At 66.5% G+C, this 21,129-nt stretch carries 16 protein-coding genes; 3 read left to right on the top strand and 13 right to left on the bottom strand.

Translation table 11 applies throughout. From position 1 onward, the window contains the following. Positions 1-11: 11 nt before the first annotated feature. Positions 12-1,415, bottom strand: a complete 1,404-nt coding sequence (locus XARJCFBP2528_RS09680; protein ID WP_016900844.1) for a nicotinate phosphoribosyltransferase — start codon at positions 1,413-1,415, stop codon at positions 12-14. Between the two features lie 125 nt (positions 1,416-1,540). Beyond that, positions 1,541-2,596: a bifunctional nicotinamide-nucleotide adenylyltransferase/Nudix hydroxylase gene (locus XARJCFBP2528_RS09675; RefSeq protein ID WP_047124615.1), complete on the bottom strand. Its 1,056-nt coding sequence runs from the start codon at positions 2,594-2,596 to the stop codon at positions 1,541-1,543. Positions 2,597-2,760: 164 nt separating this feature from the next. On the opposite strand from XARJCFBP2528_RS09675, the gene XARJCFBP2528_RS09670 reads away from it, so the two are divergent. After that, positions 2,761-3,627: an endonuclease/exonuclease/phosphatase family protein gene (locus tag XARJCFBP2528_RS09670; RefSeq protein WP_047124614.1), complete on the top strand. Its 867-nt coding sequence runs from the start codon at positions 2,761-2,763 to the stop codon at positions 3,625-3,627. Between the two features lie 54 nt (positions 3,628-3,681). Here XARJCFBP2528_RS09670 and XARJCFBP2528_RS09665 read toward each other — a convergent pair whose 3' ends face one another. Next, complete coding sequence (locus XARJCFBP2528_RS09665) at positions 3,682-4,566, bottom strand: LysR substrate-binding domain-containing protein (protein ID WP_039811165.1); 885 nt, start codon at positions 4,564-4,566, stop codon at positions 3,682-3,684. A 176-nt stretch (positions 4,567-4,742) separates the two neighbouring features. Between XARJCFBP2528_RS09665 and XARJCFBP2528_RS09660 the strand changes: the two genes are divergently transcribed. After that, on the top strand, positions 4,743-5,486 hold the full coding sequence (locus XARJCFBP2528_RS09660; RefSeq protein WP_039811168.1) for a sulfite exporter TauE/SafE family protein: 744 nt from the start codon (positions 4,743-4,745) through the stop codon (positions 5,484-5,486). A gap of 184 nt (positions 5,487-5,670) precedes the next feature. Here the strand turns inward: XARJCFBP2528_RS09660 and XARJCFBP2528_RS09655 are convergent, their stop codons facing one another. From XARJCFBP2528_RS09655 to XARJCFBP2528_RS09640, 4 genes are all read right to left on the bottom strand, one after another. Further along, the gene (locus tag XARJCFBP2528_RS09655; RefSeq protein WP_196299004.1) at positions 5,671-7,830 is read right to left on the bottom strand and encodes a carboxy terminal-processing peptidase; all 2,160 of its coding nucleotides are present in this window, start codon (positions 7,828-7,830) and stop codon (positions 5,671-5,673) included. Between the two features lie 383 nt (positions 7,831-8,213). Then, a complete protein-coding gene (gene lipA / locus XARJCFBP2528_RS09650) occupies positions 8,214-9,227 on the bottom strand; it encodes a lipoyl synthase (protein WP_024939683.1) in 1,014 nt (337 codons plus the stop codon). Between the two features lie 15 nt (positions 9,228-9,242). Further along, positions 9,243-9,941 (bottom strand): lipoyl(octanoyl) transferase LipB, encoded by a 699-nt coding sequence (gene lipB, locus XARJCFBP2528_RS09645; protein WP_047124612.1) that lies wholly within the window; start codon positions 9,939-9,941, stop codon positions 9,243-9,245. Beyond that, positions 9,929-10,207, bottom strand: coding sequence for a YbeD family protein (locus XARJCFBP2528_RS09640; RefSeq protein ID WP_016900827.1), 279 nt, complete (start codon positions 10,205-10,207; stop codon positions 9,929-9,931). The genes lipB and XARJCFBP2528_RS09640 overlap by 13 nt, the downstream gene beginning before the upstream one ends. 275 nt (positions 10,208-10,482) lie before the next feature. Between XARJCFBP2528_RS09640 and XARJCFBP2528_RS09635 the strand changes: the two genes are divergently transcribed. Next, positions 10,483-11,544: a lipid A deacylase LpxR family protein gene (locus tag XARJCFBP2528_RS09635; protein WP_047124611.1), complete on the top strand. Its 1,062-nt coding sequence runs from the start codon at positions 10,483-10,485 to the stop codon at positions 11,542-11,544. 201 nt (positions 11,545-11,745) lie between these two features. Here XARJCFBP2528_RS09635 and XARJCFBP2528_RS09630 read toward each other — a convergent pair whose 3' ends face one another. From XARJCFBP2528_RS09630 to mrdA, 6 genes are all read right to left on the bottom strand, one after another. Then, positions 11,746-12,951, bottom strand: coding sequence for a D-alanyl-D-alanine carboxypeptidase family protein (locus XARJCFBP2528_RS09630; RefSeq protein WP_016900824.1), 1,206 nt, complete (start codon positions 12,949-12,951; stop codon positions 11,746-11,748). 259 nt (positions 12,952-13,210) lie between these two features. After that, on the bottom strand, positions 13,211-14,626 hold the full coding sequence (locus tag XARJCFBP2528_RS09625) for a septal ring lytic transglycosylase RlpA family protein (RefSeq protein ID WP_016900822.1): 1,416 nt from the start codon (positions 14,624-14,626) through the stop codon (positions 13,211-13,213). Further along, the gene (mltB, locus tag XARJCFBP2528_RS09620; protein ID WP_016900820.1) at positions 14,623-15,762 is read right to left on the bottom strand and encodes a lytic murein transglycosylase B; all 1,140 of its coding nucleotides are present in this window, start codon (positions 15,760-15,762) and stop codon (positions 14,623-14,625) included. The genes XARJCFBP2528_RS09625 and mltB overlap by 4 nt, the downstream gene beginning before the upstream one ends. A gap of 468 nt (positions 15,763-16,230) precedes the next feature. Beyond that, positions 16,231-17,631 carry a glycoside hydrolase family 28 protein gene (locus XARJCFBP2528_RS09615; protein ID WP_016900818.1) on the bottom strand — a complete coding sequence of 467 codons (1,401 nt, stop codon included), beginning with the start codon at positions 17,629-17,631 and terminating at the stop codon, positions 16,231-16,233. 321 nt (positions 17,632-17,952) lie between these two features. Next, on the bottom strand, positions 17,953-19,071 hold the full coding sequence (gene rodA / locus XARJCFBP2528_RS09610; RefSeq protein ID WP_016900816.1) for a rod shape-determining protein RodA: 1,119 nt from the start codon (positions 19,069-19,071) through the stop codon (positions 17,953-17,955). Continuing rightward, entirely contained in the window at positions 19,068-21,128 is a 2,061-nt protein-coding gene (gene mrdA, locus XARJCFBP2528_RS09605) for a penicillin-binding protein 2 (protein ID WP_016900814.1), read from the bottom strand. Before mrdA ends, rodA begins: the two co-directional genes overlap by 4 nt. Position 21,129 lies beyond the last annotated feature (1 nt).

Raw genomic sequence — 21,129 nt, 5'->3', positions numbered from 1 at the left:
CGCGGCGAACGTCAGCGGCGCGCGGCATCGGCACGTGCGCGCACCTGTTCCAGCGTCCACTCCTGCTGCATGACGCCGTTCTCCCACACCGTCACCAGCGCATCTTCGCTGTCGGCATGCGCGTCGACTTCATCCAGCAATGCGCTGCGATAGCTGCCATCGGCACGGTCGCGCAGCAGGGTCAGCCGACCGCGCTTGCTCTGCTTGCCCTTGTCGGTGATCGGGTCCTTGTAGACATCGATCCATTGCCCGTCCACGCGCACGGCCGAGCACTTCAACGCAAACTTCTGGGTGTCGCGGTCCACCTTCTGCAACAGCGCACCGCCCATGCCGAAGGCGACGTTGTCGGCGGCATAGCCGGCAGCAGTGATGCGTTCGAGAATCGCGCGCAGCGACTGCGGATTGATGCCATCGCCCTGGATCACCCGCACATGGTTGAGCACCTTGTAGCCCTTGCCGTTGCGCTGATGGCCGAACGCCTCGTCCAGCAGCAGCAGGCATTGCTCGACCACATCCACCGGGTCGCCCGAATCCGGACGGATCACCACCGTCGCACCGGAGGCAATCACCTCCTCGCGCAAGGTGGTGCCCCAATGCTCGCGGATCGCGCGGTAGATGTCGTAGCTGTCCGATACCACCGCCACCAGCGAACCGGGGCGCGCGAACTGCGCCAGCATGTTGCGGTACGCATCGGCCTCGCGCTCGCGGCCCCAGCTGGTGATGGTGCTGTGCTCGGCAGCGGGAATCGAATAGCCGGCTACCGGCGTGTGGTAATGCGCACGCGCCAGCAGCAACGCCGACAAGGTATCGGTGCCGAGGAAGTTCACCAGATGCGCGGCACCGCCCAGCGCGGCCGAGCCAAGGCTGGACACCCCACGCGCGCCGAAGTCATGCAGCTTGAACGGCAACTGCCCTTCCGGATCGTCGCTGGTGCGCTGCAGGTAATCGCGCATCACCTGCTTCACCTGCCAGCTCACCGTTGCCACCGTCACCGGGTACCACACGCGCAGCAGCAGCGTTTCCAGGTACGACGGCACCCAGAACGCCTTGGGATCGGTGGATTCGATCGTCATCAACACATTGTGCGTGGGCACGACCGTGCCTTCGGGCACGGCACGGATGCGGATCGGCAGTTGCCCGCCGAGACGATCGACGATGTCGCGCCAGCCGGCTTCGTTGAACGGCTCGCCATGCGCGGCCAGCAAGGCCTTCGCATCGTCGATGTCGGCGTGCGTCACCGGCCGGTTGATGGCCTCTTTCAGGATCGACTGCAGGCCGAAGAACACGGTCTGGTCGTAGACACCACCGCGCGATTCGACATAGAAAAACGCCGCATCGGTGCCGGGTGGATACTGCAGCCAATGGCTGGCCTTGTAGCTGTCGGTGTTGAGCAGCAGGTTATCGAGGTAATGCATGACGGAAGCTCCTTCGCGTCGAATGAACCAGCGGTCTGTCCGCCGGCGGGAGGCTACGGTTCAAGCCGATCCTGGATTGCGCGCGGACGCCTTGGGTGGATGACGGCACGCAATCCTTGTCGGCCTCAGCCGCGACCCAGGAAGAATTCGAGGATATGCAGATGATCTTCGTACAGGCGCGGGCCCATCGCCATGACTTCGGCGAGCGGAATCCAGCGCGCCTTGTCGGCATCGTCGCCGCCACGCACCGCGGGCAACTCACCGGCGGGAAATTCGAAATGGAATGCATGGGTGATGGTGCGCCCGCGCAGGCTGCGCTCGGGGTGGTCGAACACCTGGCGTCCTCGCAACGAGCCCTTGAGCACCGGCACCGGCACCTTGAGCCGTGTTTCCTCGCGCAGCTCGCGCAGGCAGCCGTCCAGCAGCCCTTCGTCCTGGCCGACGAAACCGCCCGGCAATGCCCACAAGCCCTTGCCCGGCTCGGCGCGACGACGCACCAGCAGCACGTGGCCAGAGTGCACCACCACCGCATCGGTGGTGACGAAGGTCGGCGGATACGGCGCATCCTTCCAGGCGGCGCGATATTGCTCGATGAAACGGTATTCGGCCACCAGCTGCGCGTAGCTCGGCGAGTTGCGCCGGAACGCTTCCAGCATGTCGTACACCGGCGCCGGCACATTGCCGCGCAGCATCAACAACCCACCGTGGAAGCCGATCTCGCCGGCCTCGAACAGATAGCGGCGCAACTCGGTGGCCGACAACGTGGCGGTATGTTGGACATCTTCCAGCGGCCACTGCGGAAACTCGCGCAGGTAGTAGCTGCTGGCGTCCTTGTCCATGCCGATCAGGCCGATGCGCGCATCGGGCGTGCCGCCATCGGCCTGCACGGCCTCGGCGACCTGGCGCTGCACCTCGGCAATCCACAGGCTTTCGTTGTACAGATGGTCGCGCAACGGGCGCAGGATCAGCCGCTGGCTCTCGCCCGGCAACGCCGACTCGATCATCACCGCACGTTCGGCGACGGTCCACGGATTACGAATGGTGCGGGGCGTGTCGGCAGAGCCGATCAACACGATGAGTTTGTTCGCCTTACCCAGCGCGTGGCGGGCGACGGCGGCGTGGCCGTTATGAAAGGGCTCGAAACGCCCGATAAACACGAGATAGTCGTACTGCGGCGCCATGAGAATCCCTCACGGTTGTAGTAGGCAGCCAGCGGTCTATCCGATGGCTTGATGCAAATGCTACGCCGATGTGCGACGACGTCAAGCGTGTGCGGCGTGGCAATGACATTTCGGTCATGCATGCCGATTAGACTCGCCGATTGGTCCTTGAGGAATCCGCCTGCATGTCACGCCTGTCCGTTCGCGCCATCTCACGTTCCCTGTTCGCCGCACTTGCGCTGCTGTGCATCGCCTTGCCTGCGTTGGCTGCACCTGCGCCCGCACCCTTGCGGGTGATGTCGTTCAATGTGCGCGTGCCGGTGGATACCGATGGCGACAAGCGCTGGAGCGTGCGCCGCACGGCGATGGTGGCGTTGGTCGAACAAGCGCATCCGGACGTGTTCGGCACGCAGGAATTGGTGCAGGAACAGGCGCAGTATCTGGCTGCACAGCTGCCTGATTACCGCTGGTTCGGCAAGGGCCGCCGCGGCGACGACAGCGACGAGCACATGGGCGTGTTCTACGACAGCCGCGCGGTGTCGGTGGTGGAATCGGGCGATTTCTGGTTGTCGGAAACGCCACAGGCTCCCGGCAGCAGCAGCTGGAACATCGACCTGCCGCGCATGGTGACCTGGGCCCTGTTCGAGCGCCGCAGCGACAAGCGCCGCTTTTATCTGCTCAACACGCACTTCGCCCACCGCGACCAGGACGAGGCCGCCCGCGAGCACAGCGCGCGCCTGATCCTGTCGCGCATCGCGACGCTGCCTGCCAATATTCCGGTGGTGCTGACCGGCGACTTCAACAGCGATCCTGACCAGGGCACCTACCGCGTCCTCACCGCCTCGCTTGGCGATGCACGCGCCCGCGCCCCCGAACCGCAAGGCCCGGAAAAAACCTTCCAGGACTTCACCACGCAGCCGACCCGTCGCATCGACTGGATCCTGTTCCGTGGCCTGACACCGACACGTTTTTCCACGCTGGATCAGCGTCCCGGCGGTGTATTGCCGTCCGACCACTATCCGGTGCTGGCCGAATTCGCCTGGCCGCGTTGAGCGCGCCGGCAACGTGACGCTGTCACGATGCCGGCGGCTCTGACGCGACGCAGCTCAGTCGCGTTGCAGCCAATCGACCAGTGCTTGCAGCATGGTCGACGGCGCAGGCTCGCAGCGCAGCACGATCGAAAGTTGCCGCGGTGCCCAGGCTGCATCCAGGGGCACCGTGGCCAGCTGATCGCGCACGCATGAGCGTTGCACTGCTGCGTGCGGAAGAATCGCCACGCCCATGCCTTGTGCGAGCATGCGGCACAACACGTCGATGCCTTGTACCTTTGCACGCATGCGCACCTGCACGCCGGCGCGGTTCATCTGCACGCGCAGATGCCGTTGCAAGGCGCTGTCGCCGGCCAGCCCCAGCGTGTCCATTCCCGCGAGCTCGCTCAATTGCAGCGTCTCGGCGCCGGCCAGTGGATGCGCTGCAGCCATCACCAGCACTAGCCGATCCTCACGGAACGGCAGCACCTGCAGCCCACTGAGATCGGCATGACCTGCGACCACGGCAATGTCGGCGCGTTCCTCGCGCACCGCATCGGCAGCTTCGTCGCTGCCCTGCTCGGTCAATGCCAGATCCAGCTGCGGATGTGCGATGAGAAAATCCGCCAACCGTTCGGGCAACCATGCCGACAGCGCCGCGGTATTGGCCGCCAGCCGCAGCGTCACCTGCCCACTACCACCATAGCCGCCCAGCTCCAGCTGCAGCGCCTCTACCTGCCGCTGCAATTGCCGTGCGTGCCGGAGCAACACGCCACCGGCCGGAGTCAGGCTGACGCCGCGGCGCCCGCGTTCCAGCAGTACGGCGCCCACCTGCAGCTCCAGCGCACGAATCCGCGCACTGGCAGCGGCCAGCGACAACGCCGCGCGTTGCGCACCGGCAGTAATGCTGCCGGTCTCGACCACCGCGATGAACAACCGTAAATCGACAAATTCCAGATGCATGAGCGCTCCACAAGCACGTGCATGTCATCGACATGCGCTCGCCACCGACAAGACAGGTCAGCCAAGCCAGGGACCTCTGCACGCGCGGCATCCCGCCTTGGCCTTCGGCTCCGCCGAAGCCTGCATCAAACAATCACGCATTGTCTGCCGCGGAACAAGCCCGGATCCTTGGCGGTATGGAGACATTGCACACCCACTGGCATCTGATCGCAGGCGTGTTTTCGCTGGCAGGCTGGGTCAAGGGCGTGGCCGGGATGGGCTTGCCGACCGTTGCGATGGGGCTGCTGGGTCTGTGGCTGACGCCTGCCGAGGCAGCGACCTTACTGGCTCTGCCTTCGCTTGTGACGAATCTGCAGCAAGCCTGGGGACCGGACACCGCGCCCCTGTTGCGACGTCTGTGGCCATTGCTGGCCGCCGTGACGCTGGGCACCTGGCTGAGTGCAGGGGTGCTGACAGGCGCCGACCCCAGCCTGGTCCGCGCCGGGTTGGGCGCGCTGCTGGCGCTGTACGCCTTGCTTGGGCTGGCCCGTCGGCACTGGACGATGCAGGCACGTCACGAACCGTGGGCAGGGCCACTGGCCGGGCTGGCCACCGGTCTGTTGAGTGGCGCCACCGGCGTGTTCGTGCTGCCATCACTGCCCTACCTCACCGCCCTGCAACTACCGCGCGAGCTGTTGATCCGCGCCCTGGGCTGGTGTTTCGGCGTGGCGACGCTGGCGCTGGCCAGTGCACTGGCCTGGCACGGCGCACTGCCCCGCGCGGCGATCGCTCCGTCGTTGTGGGCACTGCTACCCACCGCCATCGGCATGTGGCTAGGCGCCTGGGTGCGCAACCGCATTTCCGCCGAGACGTTTCGACGTTTCTTTTTCACCACCTTGCTGGTGCTCGGCCTGCAAGGTGTCTGGCAGGCCTTGGCGTAAGCCGCGTCAGGCGCAATGGAGCGTCGCACGGCTCACAGGCACGGCAGCTGGCAATCGATCGTCAGTCAAACCCGCGCGCGCCGTCGTGCCGAACATGAAAGGGTCGCCCAATGAAAACGCCACCGCGATGCGGTGGCGTTTTTGTACTGCAAGCTGATCTTGTCGCCAGCTGTTCGGCAAACGATCAGTCGGCCCAACGCCCCGGCGCGGTCGACTGCGGCAGCACCTGCGCCGACAACGGCTGGTCCTGCGACAGCAGGCCCAGCGCATCGGCGAGGATGGCGGCCGATTCGTGCAGCAACGGATCCGGGCGCTTTTCTGCGGCCTTTTCGCGCGCGGTGTCCTTGACGATATCGCGCTCGTTGCCGGTCAGGCCGTCGTCGCTGTCTTCGGCAAGCGGGTCCAGCGGCAGGCCCAGCTGCTTACGCACCTGCTGGCGATCCTTGCGCTGCTGATCCTGCTTCTGACGCTCGGCAACGCGCTCGGCTTCATTCAACGAGATGTACTTCTTGGCCTTCTCATCGCGGAACTGCTTGACGTCCTCTTCCCACCACTGGAATTCCTTGTCGGTGGCAATGCGTGCGGTATGCAGCCGCTGCAATTTGGGCAGCAGCGGCGCGAAGTTGCCGTACTGGGTGTGCGGTGCGGCGGCAATGCGCGTCCACGGCAGCGCGTTGTCGTAGGTGCTCTCACCGAACTCGGTGGCATCCACGCTGGCCGGGAATGCGATGTCCGGCACCACGCCCTTGTGCTGGGTGCTGGAACCACTGACGCGGAAGAACTGCGCAATCGTCAGCTTGACCTGACCGTAGCGCTGCCCTTCTGCCGCCGGCCAGCGGTCCAGGTCGACGATGTTCTGCACCGTGCCCTTGCCGAAGCTGGTTTCACCGATCACCAGGCCGCGACCGTAGTCCTGGATGGCACCGGCAAAGATCTCCGAGGCGGATGCCGAGCCGCGGTTGATCAGCACGCCCAGCGGACCATCCCAGGCGACCTTGGGATTGCTGTCGCCATTGACGGTGACCCGGCCGCCGGATTCGCGCACCTGCACCACCGGGCCCTGTTCGATGAACAGGCCGGTGAGCTCGATCGCCTCGTCCAGCGAACCGCCGCCGTTGTTGCGCAGGTCCAGCACCACGCCGTCGACCTTGTCGGTCTTGAAGCCGGCCAGCAGCTTGGCGACGTCGCGCGTTGCCGAGGCATAGTCGGTCGCGTTGCGGCGACGGCCTTCGAAATCCTGATAGAAGCCCGGCAGCTTGATGATGCCGATGCGGCGCTCCGGCTCGCTGCCCTTGGCCGGCAGGGTGATGGTCTCGCCCTTGGCGGCCTGCTCGGCCAGGCGCACCTTCTGCCGGGTCAGCGTCACGGTACGGTGCTTGCCGTCGATGCCCGATTCGGCCGGGATGTATTCCAGGCGCACCTGGGTGTCCTTGCTGCCGCGGATCTTGGCGACCACGTCGTCGATGCGCCAGCCGATCACATCCTCGATCGCGCCGTTCTTGGCCTGGCCCACGCCGACGATGCGGTCGCCCGGCTTGAGCGTGCCATCCACCGCCGCCGGACCACCCGGGATCACCTCGCGGATCACCACCATGTCGTCCTGCTTCTGCAGCTGCGCGCCGATGCCTTCCAGCGACAACGACATCTGCTGATTGAAGGTTTCTGCGGTGCGCGGGGTGAAGTAATCGGTGTGCGGATCGACCGCATTGGTGTAGGCGTTGACGAAGAACTGGAACACGTCCTCGCCCTTCAACTGCTTGACCGAATCGGCCAGCGAGACATAACGCTTATCCAGCGTCTTGCGAATGTCGTCAGGCTTCTTGCCGGCCAGCTTGAGGCGCAGCCAATCGTTCATCACCGACTGCCGCCACAGCACGTCCAGCTGCTTGTCGTCTGCCGCCCACGGCACGTCCTTGCGGTCGTACTCGAACTTGTCGGTGCCGGAAAAATCGAAGTCCTGCTTGAGCAGGTCGCGCGCGTACTTGACGCGCTGATCGACGCGCTTCTTGTAGACCGAAAACACCTGGAACGCCGGCTCCAGATTGCCACCACGCAGCGCATCGCCAACGCCCGTCTGCAACGGCGCAAAGCTATCGATGTCGGCCTGGGTAAAGAACTGTTTGCTGCCGTCCAGGGTTTCCAGATAGCGCTTGAAGACGTCCTTGGACATCGTTTCGTCCAGCGTGCGCGGACGGTAGGCATAGCGGCTGTCAGAGAGCAGACCGTAGACCAGCTTGGTCGCAGTGGCCTGGTCGGGCGTGGCTGCGGCCGGCAACGCCGTGTCGGCGCGTGCGAGCAAGGCCATCGGAGTGGTCAACACCAGCGCCAGCAGGCCGGCCTTCATGGACGTAGAAACGTTGTAGGTCATCGAATGGCTCTCGGCACAGGGCCGACGAAAGAAAGGCGGTGAACGGATCAGACAGCATGACAGTGCCGAAAGTTGCTGGCGTTGTCATCCACTGGCTGAATCAGCCTAGCGCCGGGCCTGTAGCGGATTGTGAACGCGACCGTACCCTGCCAGCCAAGAGCAGCGGCCGGAGACATCACGACCCCGCGGTGTGCGGGGTCGTGTGGGTCGTTCTAGCTCGAAATCATCGGAGCTACGCGAGGGCGGTCGCGGGCAGTTCGCGACGACACGCACTCGGCGTGCGGCCGGCTGCGGCATCAGATGACACAGCACCGGCGGCCGCGCCCGCCTGAGCGTGGGCGCAGGCGTTATCGGCTGGCTTAAGCAGCGACGCCCGCGCCGGCGGCCTGACGATCGGCGTGATACGAGGAGCGCACCATCGGCCCGGAGGCGACGTGGCTGAAGCCCAGCGCATTGCCGTAGTCCTCCAGCGCCTTGTACTCCTCCGGCGTCCAGTAGCGCATCACCGGATGGTGATGCGGCGTCGGCTGCAGATACTGGCCGATGGTGATCATGTCCACATCGTGCGCGCGCAGGTCGCGCAAGGTGGCCTGAACCTGCTCCATCGTCTCGCCCAGGCCGAGCATGATGCCGGACTTGGTGGCGATGGACGGATGCTGCGCCTTGAAGCGCTGCAGCAGGGTCAGCGACCACTGGTAGTCGGCCCCCGGACGCACGTTCGGGTACAGGTCCGGCACGGTTTCGATGTTGTGGTTGAACACGTCCGGCGGGCTCAGCGCCAGGATCTCCAGCGCGCGGTCCATGCGGCCCTTGCCGCGGAAATCCGGTGTCAGGATCTCGATGCGGGTCTTGGGTGAGCTGACCCGGATGGCCGAAATGCAGTCGACGAAATGCTGGGCACCGCCGTCGCGCAGGTCATCGCGATCCACGCTTGTCACCACCACATACTTCAGGCCCATGTCGGCCACGGTGGTGGCCAGGCTGGCCGGCTCGTTTGCATCCGGCGGCTTGGGCCGGCCATGCGCCACATCACAGAACGAGCAGCGCCGCGTGCACACCTCGCCCAGGATCATGAAGGTCGCAGTGCCGTGGCTGAAGCACTCGTGGATGTTCGGGCAGCTGGCTTCCTCGCAGACCGTGACCAGGCGGTTTTCGCGCAGCTTGGCCTTGAGGTTCTGCACTGCATTGCCGGACGGAATCCGCACCCGGATCCACGACGGCTTGCGCAACACCGGCGCATCGACGAACTGCACCGGCGAGCGGTTGATCTTGTCGCCACCGATCTGCTTGACGCCGGTCTGCAGCGGCGCAGGTGCGGCGGTGTCGCCGGAGACGACCTGCAAGGGGATGGAACGGGCGATAGGCTGGGTCATGGCAATAACGGGCGCTCAGGCCGGAAGCGAAAGGTCGGGCAACGCGGAGACAGGCTGCAGGACGAGACCGAACTGGCGCGCCAGCTGATCGAGCAGCACCGCCTTGACGGCGTCCATCCCGGAGGGGCCACCCAAGTCTAGCACCGAGGTCACCTGCAGGCCCTGGTAGCCACAGGGGTTGATGCGGTGGAACGGCTCCAGGTCCATCGCCACATTGAACGACAGGCCGTGGAAGGTGCAGCCGCGCCGCACCCGGATCCCGAGCGCGGCGATCTTGGCCCCGCCCACGTACACGCCCGGCGCGCCCTCGCGGCGCTCGGCGACGATATTCCACTCGTCCAGCGTATCGATCAGCGCCTGCTCGATCTTGCACACGTAATCGCGCACGCCGATCTTGAGCCGACGCAGGTCCAGCAGCGGATAGACCACCAGCTGGCCGGGGCCGTGATAGGTGACCTGGCCGCCGCGATCGACCTGCAGCACCGGAATCTCGCCCGGCGCCAGCACATGCTCGGGCTTGCCGGCCTGGCCCAGCGTAAACACCGGCGCATGCTCGACCACCCACACTTCGTCTGCGGTGGCCTCATCACGCGCATCGGTGAAACGCTGCATCGCACGCCACACCGGGGCGTACTCCTGTCGACCGAGGTCGCGCAACTGCGCCGGCAGCACGGGAACGGGGCTTTCCGCTGCCTGGACCGCTACAGCGTCCACTTCACTTCCGGGTGATCGCGCAGCGCCTGGTGCGCAGCGTCGAACTGCTCGCGGCTCTCGGCGCGGAAGCCGATCTTGACCGAGACATATTTGCCGCTGGACGAATGCTTCCAGCTGATGCTTTCCTCCAGCAGCTCCACACCGGTGGCGGCGAGCAGGCGCGGAAGTTCGCTTTCCAGCCCGCGCTCGGCCGCGCCCATGGCGCTGAGCTCGAAGGTACCGGGAAACTGGAAGCCGTGATCGGGGTTGTCGGTGCTGATTTCCATCCGCCCATTATCGGGACGATGGCGGACAAACCCAAGCCCGCACTGGTCGAACGGATGAGCGCGTCACGGCCGGGGAGCCGGGCGGGCCGCCCCCAACTTTCAGCAAGAATCTGCCATTACAGTCCCGGACCAAACACAGATACGCGCCGGTGATGGTTCTACACGGTGGGGCGCCGGCAGAAAATGTTTGTGCTCCTGGGCACGTTCACGCGGCGCAGCAGCGGCCGCAGGCACCTTTGCTGAACATCGTCCTTTCCTACCTTTCCAGGCCCTCCATGCTTCGACCGCGCGCCTTGTCCGCTGCCCTGCTGCTCTCTCTTTCCGGGCTGTCGCTGCCGGCCCTGGCTGCCGACCAGTGCGACTCCAGCAGAATGAGCCGGACGCCGCCGGCGGTGAACTTCCGGGTCGACAACGACCTGTTCGGCGGTGAGGACCAGGACCAGGGCTATTCCAACGGCGCGGTGCTGACGCTGGTGTCGCCCAACCTGGTCGACTACACCGACGACCCCTGCCTGCCGCGCACCGCGCGCTGGGTCAACGGCTATCTGGAGCGTCTGCATCCGGGTGAGTTCGACCAGCAGAACATGGTGTTCTCGATCGGCCAGGCGATTTTCACTCCCACCGATCCCACCCGCCGCGATGTGATCCCGGACGATCGCCCGTATGCGGGCATCCTGCTGGCGAGCTTCGGCTACAACGCGCGCAACGATGCGCATCTGCGCACTACCCAGCTGCAGATCGGCGTGGTCGGCCCGTGGGCATTTGCGCAGGAAGCGCAGGATGCGATCCACGATGTGCTGGGCGACGAAAAATTCCAGGGCTGGGACAACCAGCTGCACAACGAGCCGCTGGTCAACCTGGTGCACGAGCGCATGCGCCGCTGGCCGGGCGATGCGGCAGTCAATGCGGACGGCTTCGGCTGGGATTTCATCTCGCATTGGGGCGGCGCGGTCGGCAACATGGCCACGCATCTGAATGCCGGTGGCGAGGTGCGCTTCGGCTGGAAGCTGCCGGACGACTTCGGCAGCACCCCGACCCGCCCGGCCGGCGAGAACACCGCCCCCAGCCGGCTCGGACGCGCCAGCGGCTGGTCGGGCCATCTGTTCCTGACCACCGATGCGCGCTGGGTGCTGCGCGACATCACCCTGGACGGCAACACCTTCCGCAACAGCCACAGCGTGGACAAGCGCCCGTTCGTGGGCGATGTCGGCTACGGCCTGGCGGTGATGTACGGCAGCTGGAAGTTCGCCATCGCCCGCTACCACCGCACCCGCGAATTCGACACCCAGCGCGAAACGCCGGTGTATGGCAGTTTCACGATCAGTCGGATGCTTTGAGGGCTGGGAATCGGGAATTGGGAATCGGGAATAGGTAGAGCAAGAGCGACACCCCGCTTCTGCGATTCCCGCCTCTCCGATTCCCGCCTCTCCGATTCCCGCCTCTCCGATTCCCGCCTCTCCGATTCCCGATTCCCGATTCCCGATTCCCGATTCCCGATTCCAAAGAAAAAGCCGGCTTTCGCCGGCTTTTTCTTTGGATCACTCTGATTCCCACCACATCCAGAACGCATCCCAGAGGCGCTTGAAGAAGCCACCCTCTTCGACTGCGTTGATGGCGACCAGCGGGGCCTGGGCGATGATCTTGCCGTCCAGGCTGACCTTGACGGTGCCGATCTGCTGGCCCTGCTTGATCGGGGCCTGCAGGTTCTTGGCCACTTCCATGCTGGGCTTGAGGTCGTTGTAGCGGCCGCGCTGCAGGCTGACCAGCAATGGCTGGGCCACGCCGAGCTGCACTTCGTCCTGCTGACCCTTCCAGACCTTCTGCTTGGTCACGACCTTGCCGGGCGCGTACAGGCTGTGGGTTTCGAAGAAGCGGAAGCCCCAGTTGAGCAGGGCCAGGCTGTCGTCGGCGCGCTGGCGCTCGGACGAATCGCCCATCACCACCGCCACCAGGCGCTGGTCGCCGCGCTTGGCCGAGCTCAGCAGGCAGTAGCCGGCCTCGGAGGTGTGGCCGGTCTTGATGCCGTCCACCGCCGGGTCGCGCCACAACAGCAGGTTGCGGTTGTTCTGCTTGATGCTGCCGACCTGGAATTCCTTGATCTTGTTGTAGGCATAGGTCTCCGGGTAATCGCGCACCATCGCGCGGCCCAGCATCGCCAGGTCGTAGGCGGTGGAATGGTGACCTTCGGCGCTGAGGCCGTGCGCGTTGACGAAGTAGGAGTCCTTCATGCCGATCTTGGCGGCGTAGCTGTTCATCAGCGAGGCGAAGGCTTCTTCGCTGCCGGCCACATGCTCGGCCAGTGCGATCGCGGCATCGTTGCCGGACTGGATCGCCATGCCCTTTTCCATGTCTTCCAGACGCGCGGTCTGGTTGACCGGGAAGCCGCTGTAGCTGCCGTCGGTGCCGGCACCGCCCTCGCGCCAGGCGCGCTCGCTCATCATGACCTGGTCGTCGCGCTTGACCTTGCCATTCTTGATTTCGGCAGCGACCACGTAGGACGTCATCACCTTGGTGATGCTGGCCGGCGCCAGCTGCTGGTGGATGTTTTCACCGGCCAGCACCTGCCCGGTGGCGTAATCCATCAGGATCCAGGACTTGGACACCGCCGGCGCGGGTGCGGGCGGAACCGGGACGGCGGCCGGCGCAGCGGCAACGGCAGGCGTCGGCTGCGGCGCAGGGGTCTGCGCGCAGACCAGGCCAAAGGCAAACGTGGCCACCGCAGCGGCGGCGAAGCGGAATTTCATTGAAGAACGACTCCTGACGGGCCCGAAGGCTGGGTAATGCGAAATTGTAAGGCGCCACGGCGATCAGGGCGACGCGCGCGATGCTGCGCGCGCCTGCGCAGTTCAGCGATGGCGGCAGGCGGCGCGCCGAACGTGGCTGACGCGCTGGGCGATCGAGCAAGCTGCATGGGGCGCGTCGTGATCGCGGCTGCCCGACGCTACCTGTCGATAGCGGGCGCCGGGCTACCTGCCGACGCCTTGGCTGCCGGATCGATCGTGGCTAGTTGGCGACGATCTGCGGACGCCCGAAGCCCAGGCCGGCGATGCGCTGCGCGATTTCCGAGGCATTGGCGTGATCGCGCGCGTTGACGCGCAGCCGCCACAAGGTGCGACCGCCGCTGACGATGTCGCTGACGCTGGCACCGGCAATCCCGGCCGAGGCAAGCTGCGACAGCGCGCGGGTGGCGTTTTCGCGGCTGGCGAAACTGGCCACCTGCAACAGGATGTCGCCCAGTGCCGCCTCGGCCACGCTCGGCGCCTTGACCGGTACCGGTTCGCTCCTGAGCGGACGTGCCGGCGCGCTGTCGGCAGGCTTGATCGCCGCCACCGCGACCGGGGCGGCTGGCGCGACCGCGACCGGGGCAGCCGAGGCAGGCCGCGGCGCGGCGGCAGCCGGCTTGCCGGTGGCCACGCGCACGCCCTGCGACTTCATCCAGGCATCGAAGTTGTCGGCGTTGCCGGGCTGGCGCGAATCGGCCACGCGGTAGCGCCAACGCTCGCCCGCGGGAACCGCAGCAGCCCCTGCACTGCCTGCCACTGCGGCGGCCACCGGAGCGGCGGCGCTGGCGGCCACTGCGCGCGGGGCGGCGGCCGGGACGGTGCGGGTGGGCAGGCGCTGCACCAACCCATCGATCTGGCTGGCGCTGGCGGCCGGCCGTGCGGCGGCGACCGCAGTGCTGACCGGCGCGCTGCCGCTGCGGCGCTTGGCCAGCAGATTGCCGTTGTCGGCTTCGGTCAGGCCGCGTACCTCGACATTGCCAGTGCCCTTGCCGGTGATGCCCAGCTTGACCGCAGCGGCGTAGCTCAGATCGATCACGCGGCCATCGTGGAACGGGCCGCGGTCGTTGACGCGCACCACCACCGAGTCGCCGGTGTCGGTGTTGGTCACCAGGGCGAAGCTGGGCAACGGCAAGGTCTTGTGGGCGGCAGTGAAGGCGTACATGTCGTAGACCTCCTTGTTGGAGGTCAGCCGGCCGTGGAATTTGCTGCCGTAGTACGAGGCGGTCCCGCGTTCGACATAGTCGCCGGGGTTGTCCATCACCACGTAGCGTTTGCCCAGCACCTCATACGGCGAGCGGTTGCCCACCGCCGAGCGCGGCTCGTTGGTGACCAGCGGTTCGGGGATGCAGGCCACGTTGGGCACGTGGTCCGGCGTGGTGTCCTTGACGCCGGGCTTGTACAGCCCGCCGGCGGTGTAGTCGCCGCGCGTGGACGGGTCTTCCTTGGCGGGTGCGTAAGGCGAGGTCGAGGGGCAACCGGTGGCCACATACGCCGGCCCCTTGCCGTCGACCTTGACGCCCTTGATCGCGCCGCTGCCGCCGGTGCCGGCGCTTTTCTTCGGTGCACTGCTACAGGCCGCCAGGCCAAGCATCAGCGCCATCGGGATCAGCCACTTGGGGCCTGTCGTGCTGTTCATGCCGGGGGTAACTCCTTGCCGGCAATGGCCTCGGACAGCTGGAACACGGCCATCGCGTACATCTTGGAAATGTTGTAACGGGTGATCGCGTAGAAATTCTGGAAGCCCAGCCAGTACTGCTTGCCGTTGGCATCGTCCAGGGTGATCGGGGTGGCAGTGCTGCCGGCCACCACCGGGGCATTGGGGTGATAGCCGCGCGCGGACAGGTCGGCCAGCGTGTACACCGGCGACCAGTCGGTGGGATTGAATTCCTCGTGGCCGGCGGCCAGCGCGGCCGGCACCGCGACCTGGCCACCGCGCACCCAACCGCCCTTCTTGACGAAGTAGTTGGCGACCGAGGCGAACACGTCGTTGTGGTCGGTGAACAGGTTGCGCCTGCCGTCGGCATCGCCGTCGACGGCGAACTGGCGGTAGCTGGACGGCATGAACTGGCCCATGCCCATCGCGCCGGCATAGCTGCCGATCAGCGTGGTGACATCGAGCTGCTCTTCCTTGCCGAGCGCGAACAGCTGGCCGAGTTCATCGCGGAAGAACAGCTCGCGACGCACTTCGCGTTCGAGCTTGGCCGGGTCGCCGCTGCGCGGGTAGCGGAACGCCAGCGTGTACAGCGCGTCCAGCACGCGGTACTTGCCGGCATTGCTGCCGTAACTGGTTTCCACCCCGATGATGGCCACGATCACCTGCGCCGGCACGCCGGTGGCCGCTTCGACCTTGCTCAGTTCGGCGCGATGCTCGGCCAGGAACTTGCGGCCGCCATCGATCCGCGCCTGGGTGATGAACATCGGGCGGTATTCGTTCCACGGTTTGACCCGCTCGGCCGGGCGCGACATCGCGGTGACGATGGCGTCCTTGAACTGCGCCTGCGCCAGCACCGCTTCGATCTGTGCGGCGTCGATGCCGTACTTGGTGGCAGTGTCGCGTACGAAGTTGGCGCGGGCGATCTCGAACGGCATCGGGGTCAGGTCCACCGGCGGCAGCGCGGGCGCTTCGGCAGCGGCACTGACGGGCGCGACCGGGGCGCTCGGCGGCTTGGCCGGGGGCGCGCTGGCGGCCGGCGGCGGGGTCGGAGGGCTGGGCTGGGTCGCGCAGGCGACAAGGCCGAGGGTGAGCAGGCAGGTCAGAGTGCGTCGAATCATCGGCCGAGGGTAACAGAGAACAGATGAACTTCTGGCAATAAGACCATGAAAGGAAAGAGCTTTAGCTTGCTGGGTTGCGGTTGGGGAATCGGGAGTGGGGATTTGGGATTGGCCAGGCGCCTGGTTATGTGCCGGACGCGCTGATGGCTGCTGGTGCAGCTGACCTGGGGTTGCCTTCCTCAACAGACGACTCGGCCTACTGCCGAACCGAATAGAACGCTGGCGATCACCGCCACCGGCGGCACCTGCTCACGCGATCCAGAGCAAGCGCGCATGCTCGACGCTGGAAGGCCAGCTCGTCGCCACGATCAATGTCCAACGCACCGGCGACAGGGCGCCCTTGGCAGCCATGCCGTCGGACCTGTTTCTATTGTTCACCTGAGGGCGGCGCCGGTCGGCTGATCCGTCTCTTTGTCAATGTCGATCCAGCCATCAGGCGCGGCCGATCATCCAGCCGCGCCTGATCGATCACAACGCCGGGAACTGCGGCGCACCCGCGCAGGTGGGAACGCTGCCACTGAGTTGCACGCTGGAGGTGGTGACGTTGCTGCCGGTCGGGGTGAGCGCGCTGTTGCTCAGCCCGATCTGCGCATCGCTGGCGGAGACCGCGGTATTGCCGGTGGCCACATTGGCCAGCGTCAGGTCCAGCGGCGTCTGCGCATCGAAGCCTTTCAGGATCCAGCCCTTGCCCTTGAGGCCGACATCGCCGGTGGTACGCAGGCCGTTGACGACGATCCCGGCGAAGCTGGGCTTGGTGCCGCTGCCGCCCACCGAATAGAACGGGTTGATCACCAGCGGGCTGGTCACCCCGTACAGGCAGGTATTGCGATAGGTGACCAGGCTGACCGGGCCGCCCTTGGCAAGGCTGGTCTTGATGCGCAGCCCGGTGTTGTCGGTACTGCGGTTGCCGGCATCGTCGGTGGCGGTGATGGCGTTGTTGTCGACCAGCACGTTGTTGACCCCGGACATCACTTCGCTGCCGATCGAGATGCCGTGGGTGCCGTAGCAGCGGTTGTCGCGCACGCTGATGTTGCCGGACTTGGACGCAATGGTCTTGATCGCGACGCAGTCGTCGCCGCCCATTACATCGTTGTCGACCAGGCTGGCGTTGACCACGCTGTCCAGGTCCAGGCCATCGGTATTGGGGCTGGTCGCCGGCGACTTCACCCGCACGCCCCAGATGGTCAGGCCATCGACGATATGCGCGAAGAAATGGAAGTACGCCGCATTGATCAGATTGACGTTGTAGAGGGTGAACGTGTTTGAGTTCTGCACCTTGACCAGGTCCGGGCTGTTCTGCACCTGGCCGGCAGCCTTGGCGTTTTCGCCGAACTCCCACCAGGTGGTGCTCTTGCCGAGCATGGGCAGGTCGCCGCGCCCGTCGATCGTGCCCTGGCGCCCGCCGGTGCGTACGCCCATCACGCCCGACCTGGTGCCCTTGACGCTGATCAGCGGCAGGCAGCCGCCGCTCTTGGCGCCTGCGACACCGCAACCGCTGCCGTAGTCGGCCGGATTGCGCGAGCCGTACAGGGTCACGCCCTGATCGACGACCAGGGTGACGCCGGTGGGAATGGTCAGCGGGCCGCTGAGAAACGCGTTGCCGGTACCGGCCTTGAGCAGCACGCTGCCGTTCTTGCCGGTGCAGGCAGTCAGCGCGGCCTGGATGGCTTTGGTATCGGGCGGCGCGCTTTCCAGCGCGGCGTCGAACAGCCGCCCGCTTGGCGTGTGGCTGGCGCTCACCGGCTGGCAGGTGGCGGGAATCGCCGGCTCGGAGACCGCGCGCGTATCGCCGGTGGCAAGGTTGATGGCGCCGGCGTGTGCGGCGAACGTAAGACAGACACCGCCGATCGCGGCGGTTAGCAGTTTCATGGAAGAAGTCACCTGGAAGAGGAATGGCGCGTGCCTGCAACTGCAACGCGACCCGGCCGCGCGCAGGACGGCGGCGCATCGGACTCTACGGAGCGACGCGCCCATTCACAGAAGACGAGCGAACCCGATACCGCATGCGCGAAGCGGCCCTGCGCCGGGATGTCGTCATTGCAACGCAGCGCGCAGAACCGCGCGCGCCTTGCGCAGCGTCAGCTGCGTGCCATGCGCCTGTCGCCAGCGGCGTGCTGCGACTGGCCAGGTGTGATTGGTTCTTTCGACATGGGTGAGTGCCTGTCAGCGTCGGCTGCAGAACGCGCCGGCTCAGTAGCCGTGCACCGGACGGTGCGCCTTGACCGCCATCACCAGGCCCAGCCCGGCCAACAGCGATACCGCCGAGGTACCGCCGTAACTCATCAGCGGCATCGGCACGCCCACCACCGGCAGCAGCCCGGAAATCATGCCGCCGTTGACCAGCACGTAGACGAAGAAGGCCAGGCCGGTGGCACCGGCGACCAGGCGCGAATAGGTGTCGCGCGCCTGTGAGGCGATCCACAGGCAGCGCGCGATCACGATCAGGTACAGGCTGAGCACGGTTGCCACGCCAATCCAGCCAAACTCCTCGCTGAGCACCGAGAATGCAAAGTCGGTGGTCTGTTCGGGAATGAAGTTCAGATGCGACTGCGAGCCCAGCCCCCAGCCCTTGCCGTCGAAACCGCCCGAGCCAATCGCGATCTTGGACTGGATGATGTTCCAGCCGGCGCCCAGCGCATCGTTTTCCGGGTTGAGGAACATCATGATGCGGTCCTTCTGATACGGCCGCAGCAGCCAGAACCAGGCCACCGGCGCGGCCGCCGAGACGCCGCCCACGCCCACCGCCACCCACCACCACGGCAGGCCGGCCAGCAGCAGTACGAACACGCCGCTGGCGGCGATCAGCACACCGGTGCCGAAGTCCGGCTGCAGCATGATCAGCGCGGTCGGCACGCCGATGATCACGCCGGTCACCAGCACGGTGGAGATGCGCGGCGGCAATGGCATGCGGTGCAGATACCAGGCCGCCATCATCGGCAGGCTGATCTTGAGCAGTTCGGCCGGCTGCAGGTAGAACAGTTTCAGGTCCAGCCACTGGCGACCGTACTTGCCGGTGCCCAGCGCGAACACCGCCAGCAGCGGCAGCATCGACAGGCCGTACACCCACGGCGTCCAGGCGCGCAGGCGTAGCACCGACATGCGCGAAATCCCCCACATCGCGGCCAGGCCGATGATGAAGCGCACGGCTTGCGCCATCACCAGGTGATCGCCGTTGGCAGCGCCGCCCGCGCTCTTGAGCACCGACAGGCCGATCACCATCAGCGCACCCAGCGCCAGGCACAGCACCCAGTCCAGGCTGCGCGTGAAGCGCGCAACCATGTCCACCAGCCAGCGCAGGATGTCACTCAATGGTCGGTCTCCTGGACCGCATCGGGCACATCCGGCACCACCGGCTGCGCCGGCGTGTTGGGGTCCAACGCCACCGCGGTCTGGCCGATCACCACCGGCAGCTCCTCCAGCGTGGCCGCGGCCGCATCGCCGGCCTGGCGCGCATCGGTGGCGCCGGCTTCGAACTGGTTGACGCCCACCGCGGTCATGCCGAGCTCGCTGTCCAGCGGCTCCAGGCCGGCGGGCAGCTTGCCGAGCAGCCAGGCGTCGAAGATCTTGCGTGCGATCGGCGCTGCCGAGCTGGTACCGAAACCACCGCCCTCCACCGCCACCGCCACTGCGATGACCGGGTTGTCGGCCGGCGCGAAGCCGACGAACAGGCCACGGTGGCGCAGATGCAGCGGCAGGCTGCGCGGGTCCACCGCGGCCACGCCCTTGCGGCTGACCACCTGCGCGGTGCCGGTCTTGCCGGCCATCTGATACGGCGCGCCCGGCGTGATCGCATAGCCGGTGCCGCCGGGGCGCATGGTGTCCATCATGCCCTCGCGCACCACCTGCAGATGCGCCTCGCTCGGGCTGATCGGCTTGCCCGGCGGCTGGATCATCGGCTGCCAGGGGTGATCGAAGCCAGTGCGCTGCTCCAGCACCAGGTGCGGGCGCAGCAGCAGCCCGCTGGCGATCGCCGACACCCCGCGCACCAGTTGCAGCGGGGTCACCTTCCAGTCGCCCTGGCCGATGGCGATGTTGACGGTGTCGCCGGGATACCAGCGCTCCTTGCGGGTTTTGTACTTGTAGGCCGGCGATGGCAGGATGCCGCCGATCTCGCCGAGCAGGTCCACCCCGGTCGGCTGGCCGAAGCCGTACTCGCCCAGGTAGTGGTCGAAGCGCTCGATGCCCATGTCCACCGCCAGCCGGTAGTAATAGGTATTGACCGACTGGGCGATGGACTTGCGCAGATCGGTCCAGCCATGGCCGCCGCGGTGCGAGTCGCCCCAGCCGCGGCTGACCCCGGGCAGGTAGAACATGCCGGTGGACAGCACCCGGTCTTCCGGCCGGCGCAGGCCGCTGTCCAGGCCGGCCAGCGCGATCAGCGGCTTGAGCGTGGAGCCCGGCGCCACGCCACCCAGCACCAGCCGGTTGAACTGCGGCCGCGACGGGTTGTCGTTGAGCATCTTGAAGTCGGTATGCGAGATGCCGTTGACGAACAGGTTGGGGTCGTAGCTGGGCAGGCTGACCATGCCCAGGATCTCGCCGGTACGCGGGTCCATCGCGATCGCCGCGCCTTCGTGCTCGCCGAACGCGGCCACCATCGCGCGCTGCAGGTCGGCATCCACCGACAGCCGCAGGTCCGCGCCCGACTGCGGCGCGACCCGGCCGACGGTGCGGATCGCCCGCCCCTGCACGTTGGTTTCGACCTGCTCGTACCCGACCTGGCCGCGCAGGTCCTGCTCGTAGTAGCGCTCCAGCCCGGACTTGCCCATGTGGGTGAGCGCGGCATTGCCCTCGCCCAGCACCGCCAGGTCCTTCTCGTCGATACGGCCGACGTAGCCGATGATGTGCGCGAACAGCGGCCCGTACGGGTAGCGGCGGGTCAGGTAGGGCTCCAGCTCTACCCCGGGGAAGCGCCAGCGCTCCACCGCAAAGCGCGCCATTTCCTCATCGCTCATGCGCAGCTTGAGCGTCACCGGCAGGAAGCTGCGGCGCGCGCGCCGCTCGCGGTTGAAGCGCTCCAGATCCTCCGGCGCGATCGGGATCACCTTGCCCAGCGCGGCCAGCATGGCGTCCATGTCGGCGACCTTGTCCGGGGTCACGTCCAGGCGGAAGGCCGGCACGTTCTCGGCCAGCAGCCGGCCGGTGCGGTCGTAGATCATGCCGCGCCCGGGCACCACCGGCTTGGGCTTGATGCGGTTGGCTTCCGAGCGCGTGGCATAGACCTCGTGGTCGAGCACCTGCAGCTTGAAATACCAGCCGCCCAGCCCGACCAGGCAGATCACCACCATCACAAAGCCCAGCACCGCACGCCGGCGGAACTGCTCGGCCTCCGCATGCGGGTTCTTCGGGTGACGACGCCCGTGCATG

This window comes from Xanthomonas arboricola pv. juglandis (assembly GCF_001013475.1).
In the GTDB taxonomy this organism is placed as follows: domain Bacteria; phylum Pseudomonadota; class Gammaproteobacteria; order Xanthomonadales; family Xanthomonadaceae; genus Xanthomonas; species Xanthomonas arboricola.
The sequence above is the reverse complement of the archived record's forward strand: the minus strand, read 5'-3'. Positions and strand labels throughout refer to the sequence as shown.

Coding starts and splice junctions, on each gene's coding strand:
- mltB (WP_016900820.1), bottom strand. CDS start 15,762: ATGATTCGACGCACTCTGACCTGCCTGCTCACCCTCGGCCTTGTCGCC.
- mrdA (WP_016900814.1), bottom strand. CDS start 21,128: ATGCACGGGCGTCGTCACCCGAAGAACCCGCATGCGGAGGCCGAGCAG.
- XARJCFBP2528_RS09660 (WP_039811168.1), top strand. CDS start 4,743: ATGGAGACATTGCACACCCACTGGCATCTGATCGCAGGCGTGTTTTCG.
- XARJCFBP2528_RS09640 (WP_016900827.1), bottom strand. CDS start 10,207: ATGGAAATCAGCACCGACAACCCCGATCACGGCTTCCAGTTTCCCGGT.
- XARJCFBP2528_RS09615 (WP_016900818.1), bottom strand. CDS start 17,631: ATGAAACTGCTAACCGCCGCGATCGGCGGTGTCTGTCTTACGTTCGCC.
- XARJCFBP2528_RS09655 (WP_196299004.1), bottom strand. CDS start 7,830: ATGAAGGCCGGCCTGCTGGCGCTGGTGTTGACCACTCCGATGGCCTTG.
- XARJCFBP2528_RS09665 (WP_039811165.1), bottom strand. CDS start 4,566: ATGCATCTGGAATTTGTCGATTTACGGTTGTTCATCGCGGTGGTCGAG.
- lipA (WP_024939683.1), bottom strand. CDS start 9,227: ATGACCCAGCCTATCGCCCGTTCCATCCCCTTGCAGGTCGTCTCCGGC.
- XARJCFBP2528_RS09630 (WP_016900824.1), bottom strand. CDS start 12,951: ATGAAATTCCGCTTCGCCGCCGCTGCGGTGGCCACGTTTGCCTTTGGC.
- XARJCFBP2528_RS09670 (WP_047124614.1), top strand. CDS start 2,761: ATGTCACGCCTGTCCGTTCGCGCCATCTCACGTTCCCTGTTCGCCGCA.
- XARJCFBP2528_RS09680 (WP_016900844.1), bottom strand. CDS start 1,415: ATGCATTACCTCGATAACCTGCTGCTCAACACCGACAGCTACAAGGCC.
- XARJCFBP2528_RS09625 (WP_016900822.1), bottom strand. CDS start 14,626: ATGAACAGCACGACAGGCCCCAAGTGGCTGATCCCGATGGCGCTGATG.
- XARJCFBP2528_RS09635 (WP_047124611.1), top strand. CDS start 10,483: ATGCTTCGACCGCGCGCCTTGTCCGCTGCCCTGCTGCTCTCTCTTTCC.
- XARJCFBP2528_RS09675 (WP_047124615.1), bottom strand. CDS start 2,596: ATGGCGCCGCAGTACGACTATCTCGTGTTTATCGGGCGTTTCGAGCCC.